Origin of the sequence: Rhodococcus koreensis (assembly GCF_900105905.1) — a bacterium.
Lineage (GTDB): Bacteria > Actinomycetota > Actinomycetes > Mycobacteriales > Mycobacteriaceae > Rhodococcus_F > Rhodococcus_F koreensis.
On record NZ_FNSV01000005.1, the window covers coordinates 5086371 to 5104614 of the forward strand.

General features: G+C 66.4%; 17 protein-coding genes. 3 read left to right on the forward strand and 14 right to left on the reverse strand.

Annotated features, from left to right (window positions below):
• Positions 1-33: 33 nt before the first annotated feature.
• A complete protein-coding gene (locus BLV94_RS27815; protein WP_208613716.1) occupies positions 34-549 on the forward strand; it encodes a VOC family protein in 516 nt (171 codons plus the stop codon).
• Between the two features lie 160 nt (positions 550-709).
• Here BLV94_RS27815 and BLV94_RS27820 read toward each other — a convergent pair whose 3' ends face one another.
• From BLV94_RS27820 to BLV94_RS27860, 9 genes are all read right to left on the reverse strand, one after another.
• The gene (locus BLV94_RS27820; protein ID WP_083395685.1) at positions 710-2269 is read right to left on the reverse strand and encodes a GMC oxidoreductase; all 1560 of its coding nucleotides are present in this window, start codon (positions 2267-2269) and stop codon (positions 710-712) included.
• Positions 2270-2420: 151 nt separating this feature from the next.
• Positions 2421-3878, reverse strand: a complete 1458-nt coding sequence (gene aspA / locus BLV94_RS27825) for an aspartate ammonia-lyase (protein ID WP_083395686.1) — start codon at positions 3876-3878, stop codon at positions 2421-2423.
• Positions 3875-5200 (reverse strand): histidinol dehydrogenase, encoded by a 1326-nt coding sequence (gene hisD / locus BLV94_RS27830; RefSeq protein ID WP_072942659.1) that lies wholly within the window; start codon positions 5198-5200, stop codon positions 3875-3877. The genes aspA and hisD overlap by 4 nt, the downstream gene beginning before the upstream one ends.
• A gap of 415 nt (positions 5201-5615) precedes the next feature.
• Positions 5616-5921: a Dabb family protein gene (locus tag BLV94_RS27835; RefSeq protein ID WP_072942657.1), complete on the reverse strand. Its 306-nt coding sequence runs from the start codon at positions 5919-5921 to the stop codon at positions 5616-5618.
• The gene (locus tag BLV94_RS27840) at positions 5861-6229 is read right to left on the reverse strand and encodes a WhiB family transcriptional regulator (RefSeq protein WP_072942656.1); all 369 of its coding nucleotides are present in this window, start codon (positions 6227-6229) and stop codon (positions 5861-5863) included. The genes BLV94_RS27835 and BLV94_RS27840 overlap by 61 nt, the downstream gene beginning before the upstream one ends.
• A gap of 179 nt (positions 6230-6408) precedes the next feature.
• On the reverse strand, positions 6409-7335 hold the full coding sequence (locus BLV94_RS27845) for a VOC family protein (protein ID WP_072942646.1): 927 nt from the start codon (positions 7333-7335) through the stop codon (positions 6409-6411).
• Positions 7336-7347: 12 nt separating this feature from the next.
• Positions 7348-8229, reverse strand: a complete 882-nt coding sequence (locus BLV94_RS27850) for a fumarylacetoacetate hydrolase family protein (protein ID WP_072942644.1) — start codon at positions 8227-8229, stop codon at positions 7348-7350.
• A gap of 91 nt (positions 8230-8320) precedes the next feature.
• Complete coding sequence (locus tag BLV94_RS27855; RefSeq protein WP_072942643.1) at positions 8321-9532, reverse strand: acyl-CoA dehydrogenase family protein; 1212 nt, start codon at positions 9530-9532, stop codon at positions 8321-8323.
• 47 nt (positions 9533-9579) lie between these two features.
• Positions 9580-10152, reverse strand: a complete 573-nt coding sequence (locus BLV94_RS27860) for a flavin reductase family protein (RefSeq protein ID WP_072942641.1) — start codon at positions 10150-10152, stop codon at positions 9580-9582.
• Positions 10153-10375: 223 nt separating this feature from the next.
• On the opposite strand from BLV94_RS27860, the gene BLV94_RS27865 reads away from it, so the two are divergent.
• On the forward strand, positions 10376-11395 hold the full coding sequence (locus BLV94_RS27865) for an AraC family transcriptional regulator (RefSeq protein ID WP_244163670.1): 1020 nt from the start codon (positions 10376-10378) through the stop codon (positions 11393-11395).
• A 184-nt stretch (positions 11396-11579) separates the two neighbouring features.
• Here BLV94_RS27865 and BLV94_RS27870 read toward each other — a convergent pair whose 3' ends face one another.
• The 5 genes from BLV94_RS27870 to BLV94_RS27890 form a co-directional block, all read right to left on the reverse strand.
• The gene (locus tag BLV94_RS27870) at positions 11580-12893 is read right to left on the reverse strand and encodes an MFS transporter (RefSeq protein ID WP_095865423.1); all 1314 of its coding nucleotides are present in this window, start codon (positions 12891-12893) and stop codon (positions 11580-11582) included.
• Positions 12894-12960: 67 nt separating this feature from the next.
• The gene (locus tag BLV94_RS27875) at positions 12961-14196 is read right to left on the reverse strand and encodes an alpha/beta hydrolase (protein WP_072942638.1); all 1236 of its coding nucleotides are present in this window, start codon (positions 14194-14196) and stop codon (positions 12961-12963) included.
• A complete protein-coding gene (locus BLV94_RS27880; RefSeq protein WP_072942636.1) occupies positions 14193-14438 on the reverse strand; it encodes a hypothetical protein in 246 nt (81 codons plus the stop codon). Before BLV94_RS27880 ends, BLV94_RS27875 begins: the two co-directional genes overlap by 4 nt.
• On the reverse strand, positions 14435-15079 hold the full coding sequence (locus BLV94_RS27885) for a VOC family protein (RefSeq protein ID WP_072942654.1): 645 nt from the start codon (positions 15077-15079) through the stop codon (positions 14435-14437). Before BLV94_RS27885 ends, BLV94_RS27880 begins: the two co-directional genes overlap by 4 nt.
• A 23-nt stretch (positions 15080-15102) precedes the next feature.
• The gene (locus tag BLV94_RS27890) at positions 15103-15861 is read right to left on the reverse strand and encodes a maleate cis-trans isomerase family protein (protein ID WP_072942635.1); all 759 of its coding nucleotides are present in this window, start codon (positions 15859-15861) and stop codon (positions 15103-15105) included.
• A gap of 277 nt (positions 15862-16138) precedes the next feature.
• On the opposite strand from BLV94_RS27890, the gene BLV94_RS27895 reads away from it, so the two are divergent.
• Positions 16139-18241 carry a hydantoinase/oxoprolinase family protein gene (locus tag BLV94_RS27895; protein ID WP_072942633.1) on the forward strand — a complete coding sequence of 701 codons (2103 nt, stop codon included), beginning with the start codon at positions 16139-16141 and terminating at the stop codon, positions 18239-18241.
• Positions 18242-18244: the final 3 nt, after the last annotated feature.

Consider the following 18244-nt stretch of genomic DNA (forward strand, 5'->3'; position numbering starts at 1 on the left):
GAACATGTTTCACGAAATCCGAAGATTCCCACCGTGCGCTCGGTCGATCACGTCGCCTACACCGTGCCCGATCTCGATGCCGCGGTCGCCTTCTTCGTCGACCACTTCGCCGGCGAATGCATCTTCTTCGACGGCCCCTTTTCCGACAGCGAGAACGGCATGGCTCGCCGCCTCAACGTCCACCCCGACGCCAAGTGCCGTCTCGCGATGGTCCGCCTCGGGCTGACCACCAACATCGAGTTGTTCGAGTACTCGGCGCCCGACCAAACCACCCAGCCTCCCCGCAACAGTGACATCGGCGGCCATCACCTCGCCCTCTACGTCGACGACATCGACGAAGGCTACGACTACGTCCGCTCGATTCCGGGCGTGGTCGTCATGGCAGGCCCGAACGGTGTCGCGCCGGACTCCCCCGTTGCCGGACAGCGGTGGTTCTACTTCCTCACACCGTGGGGCATGCACATGGAACTCACCTCGTGCCCCGGTGGTTCGTTCTACGCGGGACTTCCGGGTGAGCGGATGGCGCCGCCGAGCGACCGCTGGCTCTGACAAACCGACCCTGGATCCGACACGTTCGGATCCAGGGTCGAATACTGCTTTGACACAGCAGATCCAACGGTAGGGGCACCCGACAACGACCGCCCGCGGCCATCGACTGTCATTCGTCGACGGCCGCGGGCGGCCTCCGTTTACGCCTTCTGGATCGGCCTCAGGCGGTCAGTGCACCGGAGTGACCCAACCGGAGGGCCAGGGCGGCCACAGTGATCGCCGGGTTGACCGCAGCCGACGACGGGAAGGGGGAGCTGTCCGCGATCCACAGATTGTCGAGATCGTGCGCCTTGAGATCCGCGTCGAGAACACTCGTCGCAGGGTCGTCACCCATGCGGGCGGTACCGCACTGATGGGAGGTCGCCTCGACACCGAGACCTTCGTGCAAGGTGATCGGGAACCCGGCGCGGTGGACGAGTTTCTTCATCCGCCTGATCAGTTCTCGATGTGAGGACATGTTGGTGGCTGTGCGCCTCACCGTGATGTCTCCGTTCGAGTTGAGCGCGATCCGGTTTTCCGGTAGCGGGAGGTCTTCGGTTTGCAGAAACAGGTCGAGGGTGTGCCGGGTGACCCCCTCGAGGATCGGGGTGGGGATGAGTGGGCGTGCGCGCTTTGCCATCTCGCCGCGCAGCTTGCCCAGACCCTGCACGTTCCCGAGCGGATACCGGTTGTCGGCACCGGCCGTGTACCAGTCGTTGATACCGATGGTCTTCTGATAAACGGCGTCGTTCGTGCGACGGGGGTCGATCGCCAGGAAGAACGTCGTCACGTGCGCCATGTAGTTCCGCCCGACCTGGTCGGAGGAATTCGCCAGCCCGTTGGGGTGTGTGGACGACGACGAGCGCAGCAGCAGTGCGGCCGTGTTCGCGGCACCGGCGGCGACCACGAACCGTTGTGCCTGCACGGTGATCGTGCTGCCGTTGTGTCGCACCTGGGCGCCGGTGACCTGACGACCGGTGCGGTCCGTGTTCAGGCGGGTCACCTCGGCATTGGTGAGGAGTTTGACCGTGGCTGATTTGAGAGCTGGCCGCACCGCGGAGACGTCGGCGTCGCCTTTCGCGTCGATCATGCAGGGGAAGGCGTCGCACGTCGGACACAGCACGCAGGCGCCGCCGGGGCGGACGTCGAGGGACTGTGGTGCGGCGAATGGGTGGAGGCCTTGTCGGCGCGCGCCGTCCGCCAGCCGGGCCATGGCTCCTTCGTGGGCGATGCCGGGGAAGGGGTAGTCGGTCGAGCGCCACGGGTCGGTGGGATCTTCGCCCTTGTTGCCGTGCACCCAGAACATGTGCTCGGCCTCACCGTAGTGGGATTCGAGGTCTGCGTAGGAAATCGGCCAGGCTGGGGAGATACCGTCGGGGTGTTCGACCTCGCCGAAGTCGTGCTCCCGGAATCGGGGCAGCGTGGCACCATAGAGTTTGGTGCTGCCTCCCACGTAGTGGTAATTCCCAGGAATGAAGCTTTTCTTGGCGATTTCGTCGTACCAGGGTGCGGAATTCTTGTAGCGCCCCTCGGCAACTACCGCCTTGATCGACCAGTTCTCGCGCTCACGGGGCAGGAAGTCGCCCTGTTCGATGATGAGCACGCGCGCCCCGGACTCACGCAGGGCGTAGGCCAGGGTGCCGCCGCCCATGCCGGAGCCGATGATGGCGACATCGCAATCGACCACCTGGGGTGGATTGGTGATGACCGAAGGTTGGTCAGGGGCGAAAAGGTCGGGCATGGGAGCTGCTCCTGGTTGTCGGCGCCACCTGCGCGGCGCCAGCTCGTGTACTTCTTCGACGGTAGATCTGTTTCGGGGGCAATACGAGCGGCGTTGCGTGCACGCTCGAGGTAACTGATTGCCCACACTGTGCAGTGACGTCGGATCGATGTCAGATGGGGCCGGGGACTCGATGCTTGCTGTCGGCACGGTCGGCGACGGTCGCGTACCCGTCGATGGGATCGACACTTCGCGTCAAGTTTTGCGGATCGAGGATCTTGTCCAATTGATCCTGCGTGAGCAGTTCACGTTCGAGGACGAGCGAGACGACCGTGCGGCCGCTCGCAAGTGCGTCCGCGGCGATGGTCGTGGCCTCGGTGTACCCGATATACGGGTTGAGTGCGGTCACGACTCCAATCGAGGCAGCCACCATCTGCTGCAGGTGTTCGGTATTCGCGTCGATACCGACGACGCAGCGCTGCGCGAGCGTTCTGCAACCCCGGGTCAGCAGTTCGATCGACTCGAAGAGGCTGTGCGCGATGATCGGCTCGAACGCGTTGAGCTGAAGCTGCCCGCCCTCGGCCGCCATCGTTACGGTCAGATCGTTTCCGATGACACGAAATGCGATCTGATTGACTACTTCCGGGATCACGGGGTTGACCTTGCCGGGCATGATCGACGAACCCGCCTGCACGGGCGGAAGCGTGATCTCCCCCAGTCCCGCACGCGGTCCCGAGGACAAAAGACGCAGATCATTGCAGACCTTCGACAGCTTCACCGCGGTGCGCTTGAGCACCCCGGACAGCTGAACAAACGCCCCGACGTCCTGGGTCGCTTCGATCAGATCCGACGCGGTGATCAAGGACAACCCCGTGATAGCGGCGAGATGCGCGCGGACGCGCCATGCGTACTCGGGGTGGGCATTGAGCCCCGTGCCGATGGCTGTGCCACCAAGGTTGATCTCCGAGATCAGGGCCGCCGACTCGGCGAGCCGCTCCGCGTCCTCGTCCAGCATGAGCGCGTACGTTCCGAACTCCTGCCCGAGGGTCATCGGCACCGCATCCTGTAACTGGGTACGACCGACCTTGAGGACATCGACGAACTCGGCGGCCTTGCCCGCGAATGCGGTGGCCAACTCCCCCATGGCTTGACGTAGATGCACCAACGCCGTCTGGAGACCGATCTTGACTGCAGTGGGGTAGACATCGTTCGTACTCTGGCCGAGGTTGACCTGCTCGAGCGGATGAAGGAACTCGTAGTCCCCCTTTGCATGCCCCAGCAACTCGAGGGCGCGGTTGGCCACGACCTCGTTCGCGTTCATGTTGGTCGATGTGCCGGCCCCACCCTGGATGACGTCGACGACGAAGTGGTCGTGCAGGGCACCCGAGCGGATCTCCTCGCACGCCCTCGTGATCGCCCCCGCCTCGCGCAGTCCGATCAATCCGAGGTTGGCGTTCGCTTGCGCCGCAGCCTGCTTGACCGCGGCAAGCCCCGACACCAGATCCGGATGCGCGGAGATCGGAACACCAGTAATCGGGAAGTTCTCGATGGCCCGCAGCGTATGCACGCCGTAGTACGCGCCCGCCGGAACCTCGCGGTCACCGAGGAGATCGTGCTCGATCCGGGTCATTGTTCGGTCACGGCGCGGGTGGGAATCTCTCCCCAGAGCAGGTCGGCGCCACCGAACTTCGCGGCCCGCAGATCACCCGACCTGGCATGGCCTTCGAACTTCTCGAGCCGTGACAGACGTCCGCAGATCTCGCCGAGCTGGGCGCTGGCAGCAGGATCACGCACCTCCTGGTAGGTGAGGGTCTTGAGGAACTTACCCACCCACAGACCACCGGTGTATCGCGCCGCCCCCAATGTCGGAAGCACATGGTTAGTGCCGATCACCTTGTCCCCATAGGGAACACAGGTTCCCTCACCGAGGAACAACGCCCCATAGTTCCGCATCGATTCGAGCGCCTGCCGCGGCTCCTCGGTGAGGATCTGCACGTGCTCGGACGCGAACCGATCCGCCAGCGCATACGCCTCGGTGAGGGTGTCCGTGACGTGGATCTGGCCGTAATCACGCCACGCCGGTCCGGCGATGGCGTTGGTCTGCAACCCGGGAAGCAGCGCATCGATGTGATCGAGCACCGCACGGCCGACTGCCTCGGAGGTGGTGATCAGGACACACGGTGAGTCTGGCCCATGTTCGGCTTGACTGAGCAGGTCGACCGCGACGGTAAAGGGATCGGCATAATCGTCGGCGACGATCAGGGTCTCCGTGGGGCCCGCGAACAGGTCGATTCCGACTTCACCGAAGAGCTGACGCTTCGCTTCGGCGACATATGCGTTGCCAGGCCCGGTCAGGATGCTGACCGGCGCGATGGTCTCTGTTCCCAGTGCCAGCGCAGCGATGGCCTGCACTCCACCGAGCACCAGAATTTCGTCCGCTCCGGCGAGGTGCATCGCCGCGACACTGATCTGCGGCGGAAGTCCCTCGTTGGGAGGAGTAGTCGCGGCCACCCGCTCGACACCAGCCACCTTGGCCGTCAGCACCGTCATGTGCGCCGAGGCCGTCAGCGGGTACCGGCCGCCGGGAACGTAGGCGCCCGAGGCGTCGATTGGAATGTTGCGCTGTCCCAGGAAAACTCCCGGCAGGGTCTCGGTCTCGAAGTCCTGGATCGAGTCCTTCTGCGCTTGAGCGAATCCGCGAATCTGACGCTGCGCGAATCGAAGATCGTCCAGTGTCGACTCCGGAATGGATGACACGATGGAGCGCACCTCGTCCTCGCTCAGGCGGAACGACTTCGGGGACCACCCGTCGAACTGCTGCGAGTACTTCCTGACCGCATCGTCGCCGTTGGTGCGCACGTCGGCGATGACCGATGCGACAGTATCGACCACAGCCGGGTTGCTCGTACGCTGCGTCGGCTCACCAGCGGCGGGCTTGAGAACAAACGACATGATGGCTAGCTCCTTCAAGCTTCACGGAAAGCACCTGTTCGCTGTCGACGTGCCCTGCCTGCGGAGTAAAGAGCTCTCTCGGGTGGGACTCGTCTTGTAGCTGTAGACCAGAGTGCCGCCCCGCTCGGACGTCCGTAAGACGCACTATGCGCACCATTCTCCACATCTTGTGCACGATTCGAGTAAACGACGAGTCGCGTCCGTCGAACTTCCAGGTGAGATCGCGGACAGTTCGGTGACACTGCGCACCCGAAAGAGAAACGGATGGCTCCTGCTTGTAGTTACGTCGGTATTTCGGGGTTCGAGTGCTGAGTGCGAGTGCCTCCGGCCGAACGATGTTCTGCGACTATCGGCGACTACTTCGCGGTCAAAGACGGAGGCGTTAACTGATCCGGGACACGGTGTTGTTCCGGTATCAGTGGGAGGAGACGGGGAACTGTACCGAGCTCTTGTCGCGTAGGTGGGGCACGATGAGTTCGGTGATGATGCGCTGGTGTTCGGGCGAGGTCATGTACGCGGTGAGGGCATCGTGGTCGGTGAAGACCGCGGAGACCGCGTAGTCGGCGTTTCCCGGACGAATCCGCAGGTCGGGTCCGTGCTGGTAGGACTCGATGCCGGCGGTCGCCGCCGACAGAGCGTCGAGGGACTCGGCGAGCGCCGTCAGTGTCGCGGTGGGCAGGTCCGGCATGAAGGTGAAGATGACGACGTGGCCGATGGCCATGATGGGGCTCCTTGGGCGGTGTTCTGGGCAGAGTTGGTGGTGGTGAAAGCGGTTCGGCGGTCGAGTTCGGAGGTTGCGCCCCAGACCCCGTATCCTTCGCGGGCCGAGAGCGCATACTCGCGGCACTGGTCGAGCACCGGGCAGCGCAGACAGATGCGTTTCGCCTCCCGTTCGCGTCGCACTCGGGGCCCTTTCGGCTCGTCCTCGGGGGCGAAGAACAGGTAGGGGTCCATCGATCGGCAGAGGGCGTGCAGACGCCACGCCCACGTGTCATGTGCCGGTCGGACGGGATTCGCTGCGCAGGTCATCAGTATCTCTCAGTCGTACAACAGCAACGAGCGGGTGACGGGCACGGTCCGGGGCGTCGACCACCGACGCCCCGGACCGTGCCCCTTGGTCCGTGCCTGCGGGTGAAGAGGCGCTCCGGTCGTGGCACGGACCCGTTCCTAGCGGGTTGAGTGCGCGTATCGCGCGAATTCCAACCCGATCACCCCTTCGCGGAATGCGCTCCGGTCATCAGGGCTGCGAGGTCGTCGGGTTCGAGGAACGACGGCGGGGGCGGCGGTCCCCAGGCGTAGAGGCCTTGGAGTCCGTGCAGCACTTCCGGGGACCAGAGTTCGTCCTCGGGGACGGTGTCCATGTCGGAGTAGTACTCGGAGAAGTTCCCGGCGGGGTCCTTGAGGTACCAGAAGAAGTTCGCGCCGGCGTGGTGGCGGCCGAGTCCCCAGATGTGGCGTTCGGGGTTGTTCTCGAGCATGGTGTGGGCGCCGCGCCCGACCTCGTCGATGTCGTCGACCTGCCAGCTGGTGTGGTGCATGAAGTTCACCGGTGCGGCCATGACGAGGACGTTGTGGTGCTCGACGGAGCAGCGCAGGAACGCGGCCTTGTCGCCCATGTAATCGCTGACCTTGAAGCCGAGGCCGTCGGTGAAGAACTTCATGGTGGTCTCGAGGTCGGTGGACCCGATTACCGCGTGTCCGAGTTTGCGGGGGCGTACCGGGTCGGTGCGGGTGAGGAACGGGGCCCGCCCCCACCGGTCGATCCGGCCCGGACCGTTGTACGGCGTCGGCGACACCGCGGGCTCGATCACGATCCGGGGTCGCACCGCGACGTGCACCAGGGTGCCGGTGATCGGTTCGACGGCGCTGACGGAGGTGCCGTCGTGCTGGATCGCGGTACCGAGCCTGGTCAGCCGCGCTGTGGTGGCGGTGATGTCGTCGGGGTCGTCGGCGGCGACGGTCAGCTCGACCAGTCGCCGGGTCGGTGCGTGCACGATGTGGAGTTGTTCGCCGCCGTTGCGGGTGGCGAACACCCCGTGTCCGTGGTGTTCGAGTCCGAAGTCGGTGTAGTAGGCGATGGTGTCGTCGACGTTGGGGACGCCGATGGTGACCTTGCCCAGTCCGTGTAGTGCCATGATCGGTGTCCTCTACTGCGCGTCGGGTTCGGCGACGAATCGCTGGTGCAGTTCGCCGATGCCGTCGATCCAGCTGTCGAGTGTGTCGCCGGGCTGCAGGAACCGTTGCGGGTTGCGGCCGACACCGACGCCGGCGGGGGTGCCGGTGAAGATCACGTCCCCGGGGTAGAGAGTGACGGTGTGGGAGAGGGTGGCGATGAGCGTGGAGACGGGGAAGATCAGGTCGCGGGTGCGGCCTTTCTGCACTTGTTCGCCGTCGATGGTGCAGCCGAGTTCGAGGTCGTCGGGGTCGGCGAACTCGTCCGGGGTGACCAGCCACGGTCCTTGCGGGGAGAACCCGGCGTAGGATTTTCCGAGACCGAATTGTGGTGCGGGACCACGGGTTTGGGTGATGCGTTCGGAGATGTCCTGTCCGGCGGTGAGTCCGGCGACGTGGGACCAGGCGTCGGCGGCGTCGATGTTGCCGGCTTCGCGGCCGATGACGGCGACGAGTTCGACCTCCCAGTCGACGTTGCCGCCGGTGGGGATGATCACGTCGGTGTCGGGGCCGGTGAAGCTGGAGGCGTATTTGGTGAAGACCGGTGGCAGGTGGGTGGGGGATTCGAAGCCGGATTCGGCGGCGTGGGCGTGGTAGTTCAGGCCGACGGCGAACACCTGCCGGGGAGCCGGTGAGGGTGCCCGGAGGTGGGACCGGTCGATCGGGACGCTGTCGTCGGCCAGAGCCGAGAGGTCTTGGACTGCGGCCCATTCGGTGACGTCGTCCCAGGCTTCGTAGAGAGCCTGCAGGCCCGGGCCGAACCGGCCGCGGGAGGCGTGGGCGATGTCGACGGCCCGCTCCGCGCCGGTTTCCCCGATCACGAGGGCGGCTTGACCATCGATGTTGGCGATACGCATGAAACTGATCTCCTACAGAAGGGTGTGAATAGTGCTGAGCGAAACATCTTTTGGCCACAGCAATTGGTGGACGAGGGATTGCTCCGCGTGCTCAGATCAGCGGTGTGATCCGTTCCTCGACACCGAGAAGCGCTTTCCCGTACGACTCGAACGCCACCGCCGGGGCGACGACGGCATGGCGGGCGGCGGTGGAGGAGTCCCGCCAAATCCGCTGGAGGGGATTGACGTCGGCGAAACTGCCGGCACCGTGCGCACTGAGCAGGATGTTGATGGCCTTGACGATGCTCTCGGCGACGAAGCCGGTATCGGCGCGCAGCCGGGCGCGTTGCGTGAAGTCCGGGTAGGTGCCGGTTGCTGCCGCGGTGTCGATGTCGTCCGCCGCCCGGTACGCGTGCAAATGGGCGGTGTCGATCAACATCGCGGCCTCGGCGACTTGCAACTGAAAGGCGACAGAGTCGGACTGCGCAGTGAAGTAGGTGTAGGCGATCGGCTTGTTCGCCTTGGCCTGCACGAGCTGCAGGGCGGCTCGCCCCAAACCGAGCTGGGGCCCGACCAGGACGAGCGCGAGAATCGGGACGAATGCGGAACGGTAGAAGGGCTCGTCGGCCAGATTCTCCGACGGGTACGTTCCCTCGATCGCCGGCGGTACCGCCATCACGCGGTGGTCGGGCACGAACACATCCGTCGCCACCAGGCAATTGCTGCCGGAGGATTTCATGCCTGCGACGAACCACGTGTCCTCGAGCTGCATCTCGCTCGTCGGGATGAGAGCGAGCCCCTGATCGATGACCTCACCGGCGTCGTTGGTGATCGGGATCCCCAGGACCGCCCAGGTGGCATGCCAGGATCCCGAGTTGTAGTACCAGCGGCCGGTGACCCGGTAGCCACCGTCGACCCGGGTGGTCTCCGAGGTCGGTGTCAGAACACCGGACACCTTCGCGTCCGGGTCCGCGCCGAACACCTCGTCCTGAGCGCGGGTCGGGAACAACCCGGTCAGCCAGGCACACACGTTGGTCAGCGTCAGCACCCACGCGGTGCCCCCGTCGGACTCGGCAACCGCGGCGGAGACATCGAGCATGGTGCGCATCGAGGTCTCATAACCGCCGTACCGCTTCGGTACCGCGAGCTTGAACAGCCCGGCATCGGTCATCGCCTGGATCGATTCCTCGACGACGCGGCGGTTGCGCTCACCCTCGGCGGCGTTCTTCGTCAAGATGGGCGCGATCTCGCGGACACGGCCGACGAGGTCGGTGGCGGTGGGGACAGATGCGCTGGAGCTAGCGCGTTCGGTGACGGTTGTCATGATGGAACCTTTCAGAAAATGGGGTGGATGCAGGCAGGAAGGCTGATTCAGCTCGACGCGCAGGCGGCAATCTGGTCGACGATCGGTCGGCGGGGACGTTCGGCGTAGCGGGAATGGGTGCCGAAGGTGCGGTGCGCGTACACCAGCGGAGGCAACTCCGCCTTACTGACCTTGGTGACCAGGCCGAACAGCAGCAGATGGTCACCACCCTCGACGGTGTCGTACAACTCGCAGGCGACCCAGCCGGCGGCGCCGTCGATGCGTGGCAGGCCGGTGTCGTGATGCCAGGGGGCGCTGTTGAATCGCTCGGCGCCGGCACCGCGGCTGGCGAACACCATCGCAAGATCGTCCTGTCCGTGCCCGAGCAGGTTGATCCCGAAGCGGCCACTGGATCGGATGCGCTGCAATAGCGCGGATCGACGATCGAAGGCGACCGTGATCAGCGGCGGGTCCTGCGACAGCGCGGCGAACGAGCTGGCAGTAGCTCCATGAGGGCCGTCGTCGTCGGCAGTCGTCACGATCGTCACCGGTGCGCAGACCCGGGACATCAGATCCCGGAAGTTCTTCGGGTCGATGCCAGCGGCGGATGCGGTCGGCTCACGGCCAGGTGCGGTAGTCATGTGAGTGCTCCTCGGTGGGGTGGCTCGCAACACCACGCAAATGGGTCTGTTGCGTAGGTCACTCTGTCGTGCTAAATCCGACGGTAGAGGTGTGTGCGGCGGGCGGAAATCCCCTTTCGGAGAGGGCCTGGCCGCTTTGCGAACCCACACCCAGGTGCCGACGCGGACCCTTCGGAACCCGGCGCCGAGGGTGCTCGAACAGTGAGAAAAGGACGTAATGCGTGTGATCGATCCTCAGGACCCACCGGACACGGCGCCGGTCTTCCCTGTCGAGCTGCCGGGCGGCACGGTGTACCGATCGGACGATCTCGACGTCTACCGGGCCGGCGTCAACAGTGTTTTCTACCCCGCTCGCCTCGACCTGGTCAGGCCGCATACACACCTGACGCACGCCCGGCTCTCCGCCGTGCGACTGAGCCACCTCACCCTGGGAATCGTGCACTTCGGCGCCGAGGTACTCATCGACCCCGGCGATGTGGGCGGCTACCACATCAACATCCCCCTGTCCGGGGCAGTGGATTCCCGATGCGGTGCGCAGCAGACCATCGCTACCCCAGGACATGCCGCCGTCTTCACCCCGAACGAGCACACCATCCTGCCCTCGTGGAGCGCAGACGCCACCCAGATCTGCATCAAGATCGACCGCGGAACACTCGAAACCGAACTCACCCACATCCTGGGGCGGCCCCTCGATCGGCGAGTGAAGTTCGACATCGGTCTCGACCTGACCACACCACCGGGACGCCGGTGGTGGTCGACACTGCAGATTCTCGTCGACACCATCAACGACCCCGGCCCGATCCCCCGTCGGGTCCTCGCCGCCCAGGTCGACCTCCTCGAACGCGCTCTCATCACCGGGCTGCTGCTCAACCACAGCCACTCCCTGACCGAAGCACTCCACGCCGACGACACCCCGGAGAATCCGAGGGCATTGCAGAAGGTCGTCGAACTGATCGAGAGCACCCCCGGCGCCCAGCACACCATCACCGACCTGGCTCGCGTATCCGGTGTGGGCGCACGCCAACTGCAAAAACTCTTCCGGGACCGATACGACATGAGCCCCTCGGTGTACGTGCGGAGTGTACGCCTCGAACGCGTGCGGTCCGACCTTCTGACCGCCACCGACGACACGGCCACCGTCAGCGACATCGCCTACCGATGGGGTTTCAACCACCTCGGCCGGTTCGCCCGGTTCTACCAGCAAAAGTTCGGCGAACCGCCCTCCCATACACTGCGCCGATGAACACCACGCGGATTTCCAGTCGGAACTCAGGGAATCCCTCAGTTTCGAGCGAAGTCGGGGACAAGCCCTGTCAGCTTCCGACTTGAATGGCGTGGCGGCTTCGTGTTCGAGCTGACGGGTTCGATGGATCGCATCAGTCGCCAACCGTGGCGCGCGGCAACGAATCCGGAAATCGCGCCGAGGGTCATCGCACAGCTTCGCGGTCGGTGGGGTCGGTGGCCGACACGGCCGGTGTCGGGTTCACGTCGTCCCTTCGCAGTGGTACGAGTGCGGCCAGTGCTGCGCCCACGACGGCCGGGGCGGCGAAGGCCAGCAGCTGCCAGGTGGTGCCCGCTCCGACGGCGACGAAGAAGCCGCCGTACGTCGGTCCGATGATCGCCCCGATGCGTCCGACTCCGAGTGCCATTCCGATGCCGGTCGTCCGGCATGCCGCGGGGTAGTGACCGCCGATGAACGTGTTGAGCAGGATCTGGGTTCCGGTGGTGCCGACGCCGGCGAGCAGCACCAGCAGGTAGACGACGGCGATGGGCGGACCGGTGGCGATCAGGATCAGTGAGACTGCGGCGCAGAGGAATCCGAGTGCGGTGACGGGTTTGATCCCGTACCGGTCGGCGAGTGCGGCGCCGCCGAGGGCTCCGACTGCGCCGCCGACGTTCAGGGTCAGCAGGAAGGACAGCGCGGCCCCCAGTGGATATCCGGCCGACTTCATCAGGGCGGGCAGCCACGTCGCGACACCGAAGAGCACCAGCAGACACACGAGGGTCATGCCCCAGAACAGCAGTGTCGCGGTCGTCCGTTCGCTGCCGAACAGTGCACGCAGTCGGTGTTCGGAGTGCGGACCGGTCGAGGTGGCGGGCTCGGGTTCGAGCCCGTACCGGGCGGCGATCGCCGTGGCCGGGGTGGTGCGGCCGCGGGCGGTCAGGTATGCGGGCGATTCGGGGAGATACCGGAGCATCAGGGGCAGGAACAGCAGTGCCGGAACCAGCCCGGCCACGAACATCGCCCGGAATCCGAACGTGGGCACGAGCCACAGCGACAGCACGCCGGCCAGAATTCCGCCGATGCTGGTGCCGACGAATCCCATCGCGACCGAGCGTGCCCGGGTTCGACTGTGGGAGAACTCGATCAAGGTGGAGGCAGCGGTCGGCATGAGGACGCCGGCGCCGACTCCGACCGCCATCCGGCCGACACCGAATACCGCCGGGGTGGGCGCGAGTGCGCAGACACCCATCGCGGCGGAGAACACCAGGACCGCGGCGAGGAGGGTGCGGCGGCGGCCCCAGCGGTCGGCGACGCCGGCGGCGACCAGCGCGCCGACGAGCATTCCCACGCCGGTGAGGGAGCCGAGCATGCCGACGTCGGTGGCGTCGAGTTGCCAGGGCGCGTACGCGAGGAGGGAGGGAACGACGGTGCCGTACATCAGCAGGTCGTACCCCTCGAGGACCAGCGCCAACAGGCAGAGACTGATGACGGGGGCGGTGGTGGGGCGGGCAGTCATGTGTACTCCGCTCGACCGGGCGCCCGACGACCGCGACGCGGTATCGGGTGCCCGGATGTAAAGGGGGTCAGGAGAATCGGTCGGACAGCCAGGCGCCGATGTCGGCCGCGGCGAGGGCTGCCCCGGTGGGTGCGCCCTCGGCGATGGGTCCGCCGAAGTGGGTGCCGGCGACCCGGACGTGGGTCTTGTCCGCCGACCCGAGGGCATCGCACATGGTTTTGGCGTCGTCGGGGAAGCAGGCCTGGTCGGCGGTGAGTTCGACGAACAGGGCGGGGGCGGTCACGGCGGGCGCGCAGCGCAGGAAGTCGGCGTTGGTGCTGAGTCCGGACCACGTCGACAGCCAGGCATCGGGGGTGGCGAAGCGGCCGAAGCCGACGAGACCGTAGTTGGTCAGATCCGGCCGCCGGCCGAACAGCGACCCGTAGGGGCGCTCGTTGGGGCTCAGGGACAGGTCGGTGAACCGCAGGTCCGCGTCGGTGCGGTAGACGGTGAGGACGCGGGGCACGAGCGCGGCGCGTCGGTCGGCCGGTTCGGCGGTGCCCCTGTACCGGCGACGCGCGTCGGCGGCCTCGTCGACACGCTGCCGGGCGATCTCGTCGAGGCGGGCGACGCGGTCGTGCTGCGCTGCCCGGTAGCGGGTGACGAACTCGGGTGCATACGCCGAACTGTGTGGGGGTTCGGCGAATCCGTTGGCCGGATCGAACGGATTCAGCTCGGGATCGGCCGTCAACGGATCGGATTCGTCGACGACGGACGGGTCGATCAATCGGAGCAGCAGGGCGCCCTGCCCGGGGTGCGGGGCCATGAACACCGCGCCGTCGGGCAGCGGCATCTGTGCCCCGGCCAGATCGATCGGTCGTCCGGCGGGAGTGTGGGCCAACCGCTCCGCCCCGGGCAGACCGGCCTGCTGGTGATAGAACGCGAACAAGGTGCCGCCGCCCGAGTGCCCCAGGGTGACGACGTGCTCGAAACTCTTCTCGCGCAAGAAGACCTGACCGGCCGCCGCATCGAGCAGAGCCTGCTCGTGCACCAGGGCGACGTCGTTGTTGACCGAGCGGGTGCCCTGCGTCCACACCGCGTAACCGCGGGCGAGCAGTTCGGGCACAAGCACGTGGTGCGTCAGGTCCTGGCGGGGGTGCATGAGTGCGACGACGGTACGGGCGCCGGGGACGACCCGCAGCACACCGGTGATTTTCGCCCCGTCCGCGGTCGCGAGTTCGTGCACCGACGTGACGGTGCTGTCCGGCGCCTGCGCGGCGTCGATGTACCGGCCGGCGCCGAGCCGCCGGGTGTCCGCGCTCATCGCGGCTCGATCCGCATGGCGTCCTTGTCCCACTGGGTGATCCGGGACTGCGCCAGTCCGGCGACGCTGCTGTACCAGACGGCGTGACGGCAGCCGGTGGTCCGCCGGTCGATGACGATGTCGGAGTCGGACACGATCCGGAAGTAGGGTCCGACGTGGTCGACGGTGACCGCCGGATCACGGCCCGCGACCTCCGCGACCGCAGTGTTCTCGGGGACGTCGAGGACGAACAGGGTGGTCATCGGGTCGCCATCTCCTTCGATTCCTGTTGCTGTTGCCAGGCGGCGGCGCGTTCGGTGATCAGTTCTGCCTTGCGGGTCAGCAGGGCGTCCATGCTGGGGTCGGGCCCGGTCACCACGTCGACGAGGGCGTCGATGGTGAGGTTGGCGTCGAGGTCTTCCTGCGGGGTGACCGGGCGCAGCGCCCGGGTGATCTCGATCATGTAGCCGTTGGGGTCGTGGGTGTAGATCGACTCGATCGTCTCGTGCTGGATCTGCATCTCCACCGGCCACGCGCTGCCGTCGAGGCGGTGGCGGTATTCCATCAGGTCGTCCTCGCTGTCGACGTGGATGGCGAGGTGCCGGGAGCGGATGAAGAAGATCGGGACGTCCTCGGCGAAGCGGGAGTACGAGTCACCCTGCGGTCCGCCGTCGAAGGGTTCGAGACCGAAGTAGTAGAAGAAGGCCAGCCGGTCGTCGTTGCCGATGTCGAAGAAGAAGTGGATGAAGTCGGGGTGCTTCTCCGGTCCCCACCCGGCCGCGCAGATCGAGTGGACGACCGGGAACCCGAGCACGTCGCGGTAGAACTTGACGGTGCCGGCCGGATCGAAGGTCGGATAGGCGACGTGATCGACGCCTTTGACGGTGTGCTGCAGTTCGGACATGGTGAACTCCAAGGGGTTCGGGGTTACTGACGGGCGGCGGCCGGTGCGTCGGCGCGGAGCAGACTGCCGGCGCCGGGGATGTCGACGGTGAGGTCGAGGGCGCGCAGCAGGCTGTAAGCGCCGGCGGTGGCGGCGGAGAGGACGGGCAACCCGAACTCGTCCTCGGCGGCCTGCACCAGGGGAAGCGAGGGCATCTGCACGCAGGCGGAGATCACGAGTGCGTCCACGCCCTGCAGGTCCAGGGATCGGGCGGCGTCCATCACCCGGTCGCCGGGGATGCATCCGACCTCGGCGTTGTCGGCGACCTCGAGTGCGCGCCAGTCGTGGACCTGGATGCCTTCGGCCTCGATATACGCGACGACCTGCTCCGCGAGGGGGCGCAGGTAGGGGGTGACGAGCGCGATGCGCTCGGCCCCGATCGCCCGGAGCGCTTCGATCAGCGCGCCGGCACTCGAGCGGACCGCCGCCTCGGAGCCGCCGGTGGCGAGTTGTTCGGCGACCAGCCCTTCGACGCGCTGATGCTCACCCGGTCCGACCGACATCAGCGCGACCAGGCAGGCGTAGAGGACGGCGTCGACTCCGGCGTCGCCGAGTTCGAGAATGCACCGCTCACGCTGGGCATTCATCGCCCGCAGTTGCTCGGGCGAGACGGCCTGCATGCGCATCCGGCTCGAGTGGAACGAGAACTGTGCGTCGGCGTGCTGACCGAGCAGCGCCGGCATCTCCGTCTCGACGGTCACATTGGAACTCGGGACGACGAGTCCGATGCGATGAATCCCCATGGTGTGCCCTTCTGATGTCGATTTGTCGCGAAGCGGGGGAGTGAGCACCCCGGCGCGCGGTGATTTACGCTCATGCCGAGTATTCGACGTTCGCGACAATTCGTCAAGCCCCCACGTCCGGGCCCGTAGGCAGCGCCCGGGACGTGACTGCTCTCACAGCCTGCTCTTGACATGTCATCAGACACGTCGAATACTCGACATTGACGTAAGACGGTGTTGGAGGACGACCTCGCACCGGTCGGGAACTTCCACCTCATTTCGAAGGAGCGCAGAGGTAATGGCATATGTGATCGGAGTGGACGTCGGTGGCACGTTCACGGATGCGGTATTGGACGACAATGCCGGCACAGTTCTCGCCGCGAAGGCTCCCTCGACCCCGCCGGACTATTCGCAGGGCGTGATCGACGTCCTCGACGTGCTCGCCGAGCAACTGGGGTGTCCGGTCGAGGAGATGCTGGCGAACACACACCACATCGCGCACGGGACCACGTCCTCGCTCAATGCCCTGGTCATGGGGAACGTGCCGCCGGTGGGGTTCCTCACCACCAAGGGTCACCGCGACTCGATCTACATCATGAACGTCGAGGGGCGGTATCTGGGCAGCTCCCCGGAGCAGCTGCAGAACGTGATGGGGCAGAGCAAGTCTCACGGCCTGGTACCGAAGAAGCATGCCCTCGAGGTGACGGAGCGCCTGGACCGCGACGGCAACATCGTCGTGGCACTGGACGAGGATTCCGCCCGCGAGGCGATTCACGCCCTCGTCGACGACGGAGTGTCGGGCATCGCGGTCTCGCTGCTCTGGTCGTTCCGCAACCCGGCGCACGAGCAGCGGATCCGCGAACTCGTCCACGAGATCGACCCGACGATGTTCGTGTCCCTGTCGAGTGAGGTGAGCCCGCGTATCCGCGAGTTCGCCCGCAACGCGACCACCATCATGAGCACCCAGATCGGCCCCGGGCTGCGGGACTACCTCGGCGAACTGGAGACGAAGCTGCGTGACCGGAAGCTCGCCGGACCGCTGCTGGTGATGCAGAGCAACGGCGGCGCCGTCGCCGCCGCCGAGGCGCCGAAGAACGCGATCAGCACCGTCGGATCGGTGCTCACCGGCGGCGTCGTCGGAGCGGTGTCGCTCGGCACCCAGCTCGGGCACCGCAACATCATCGCCACCGACGTCGGCGGCACCACCTTCCTCGTCGGACTCGTCGTCGACGGTGAGCCCGTGCGCGCGTCCAGCACGATCATCAACCATCACCCGATCAACGTCCCCACCCTCGAGGTGCACGCCATCGGATCCGGCGGCGGCGCGATCGCCTGGGTCGACCAGGGCGGCAACCTGCAGATCGGCCCGCACAGCGCGCAGGCCGTGCCCGGGCCTGCCTGCTACGGGCAGGGCGGCACCGAACCCACCAACGCCGACGCGAACCTGGTGCTCGGGATCCTGCCCGAACGCGGCCTTCTCGGTGGCCGCAAACCACTCGACAAAGAACTCGCACGGGAAGCGATCCGCACCAGGATCGCCGAACCCCTGGGCCTGTCGATCGAGGACGCCGCCGCCGCGATCTACGCGGTGCAGAACGCCCAGACCGGTGACCTGCTCCGCAAGACCGTGGTCGAGGCCGGACACGATCCTCGCGACTTCGTGCTCTACGCATTCGGCGGTGCCGGCCCAGCGCACTGCGCCGCCTACGCCCGCGAGGTCGGGGTCCGCGAGGTCGTCGTCCCGCTCGGCCAGGTGGCCTCCGCGTTCTCCGCCTACGGTCTGGCGTCGTCGAACATCGTGCTCGCCGCCGAGCTGTCGGACCCGGCCGCGATGCCACTCGATCCCGTCCGGGCCGAACGCAACTTCGACCAACTCGAGCACCAGGTCCGGGCAGCGCTCGACCGGCAGGGGCTGAAGTTCACCGGCGTGGAGGTCGAACGGGAAATCGACATGCGCTACACCATGCAGCTGGCGGAGGTGGCGACACCGGTTCCGGCCGGAAGCCTCGACGCCGAGGGAGTCGCCCGGGCGTCGGACCTGTTCGAGCAGCGCTACGCCGAACTCTACGGACAGGACAGCGGATTCCGGGAGGCCGGGATCCAGGCGATCACCTACCGGGTGCGCGTCACCGGCGTCCTGCCCTTCTCCCCCACCCTGCCCGAACTGAAATCTGCGGACTCGGCTGACGCGTCCGCCGCGAAGATCGGCACCCGCAAGGTGTGCCTGGACGGGCGGATCGGCTACACCGACACCGACGTCTACGACTACAGCAAACTGCTCGCCGGACACGTCCTCCAGGGCCCCGCGATCGTCGAGGTCCCCACCACGACGGTCGTCGTCCCGCACGAGACCACCGGCACCGTCGACCGCCTCGGCAACCTCAACATCGTCGCCCAGTAGGAG

Excerpts from the sequence above, each read along its gene's own strand:
- BLV94_RS27820 (WP_083395685.1), bottom strand. The coding sequence starts at position 2,269 with ATGCCCGACCTTTTCGCCCCTGACCAACCTTCGGTCATCACCAATCCA.
- aspA (WP_083395686.1), bottom strand. The coding sequence starts at position 3,878 with ATGACCCGGATCGAGCACGATCTCCTCGGTGACCGCGAGGTTCCGGCG.
- hisD (WP_072942659.1), bottom strand. The coding sequence starts at position 5,200 with ATGTCGTTTGTTCTCAAGCCCGCCGCTGGTGAGCCGACGCAGCGTACG.
- BLV94_RS27835 (WP_072942657.1), bottom strand. The coding sequence starts at position 5,921 with ATGGCCATCGGCCACGTCGTCATCTTCACCTTCATGCCGGACCTGCCC.
- BLV94_RS27840 (WP_072942656.1), bottom strand. The coding sequence starts at position 6,229 with ATGACCTGCGCAGCGAATCCCGTCCGACCGGCACATGACACGTGGGCG.
- BLV94_RS27845 (WP_072942646.1), bottom strand. The coding sequence starts at position 7,335 with ATGGCACTACACGGACTGGGCAAGGTCACCATCGGCGTCCCCAACGTC.
- BLV94_RS27850 (WP_072942644.1), bottom strand. The coding sequence starts at position 8,229 with ATGCGTATCGCCAACATCGATGGTCAAGCCGCCCTCGTGATCGGGGAA.
- BLV94_RS27855 (WP_072942643.1), bottom strand. The coding sequence starts at position 9,532 with ATGACAACCGTCACCGAACGCGCTAGCTCCAGCGCATCTGTCCCCACC.
- BLV94_RS27860 (WP_072942641.1), bottom strand. The coding sequence starts at position 10,152 with ATGACTACCGCACCTGGCCGTGAGCCGACCGCATCCGCCGCTGGCATC.
- BLV94_RS27870 (WP_095865423.1), bottom strand. The coding sequence starts at position 12,893 with ATGACTGCCCGCCCCACCACCGCCCCCGTCATCAGTCTCTGCCTGTTG.
- BLV94_RS27875 (WP_072942638.1), bottom strand. The coding sequence starts at position 14,196 with ATGAGCGCGGACACCCGGCGGCTCGGCGCCGGCCGGTACATCGACGCC.
- BLV94_RS27880 (WP_072942636.1), bottom strand. The coding sequence starts at position 14,438 with ATGACCACCCTGTTCGTCCTCGACGTCCCCGAGAACACTGCGGTCGCG.
- BLV94_RS27885 (WP_072942654.1), bottom strand. The coding sequence starts at position 15,079 with ATGTCCGAACTGCAGCACACCGTCAAAGGCGTCGATCACGTCGCCTAT.
- BLV94_RS27890 (WP_072942635.1), bottom strand. The coding sequence starts at position 15,861 with ATGGGGATTCATCGCATCGGACTCGTCGTCCCGAGTTCCAATGTGACC.
- BLV94_RS27895 (WP_072942633.1), top strand. The coding sequence starts at position 16,139 with ATGGCATATGTGATCGGAGTGGACGTCGGTGGCACGTTCACGGATGCG.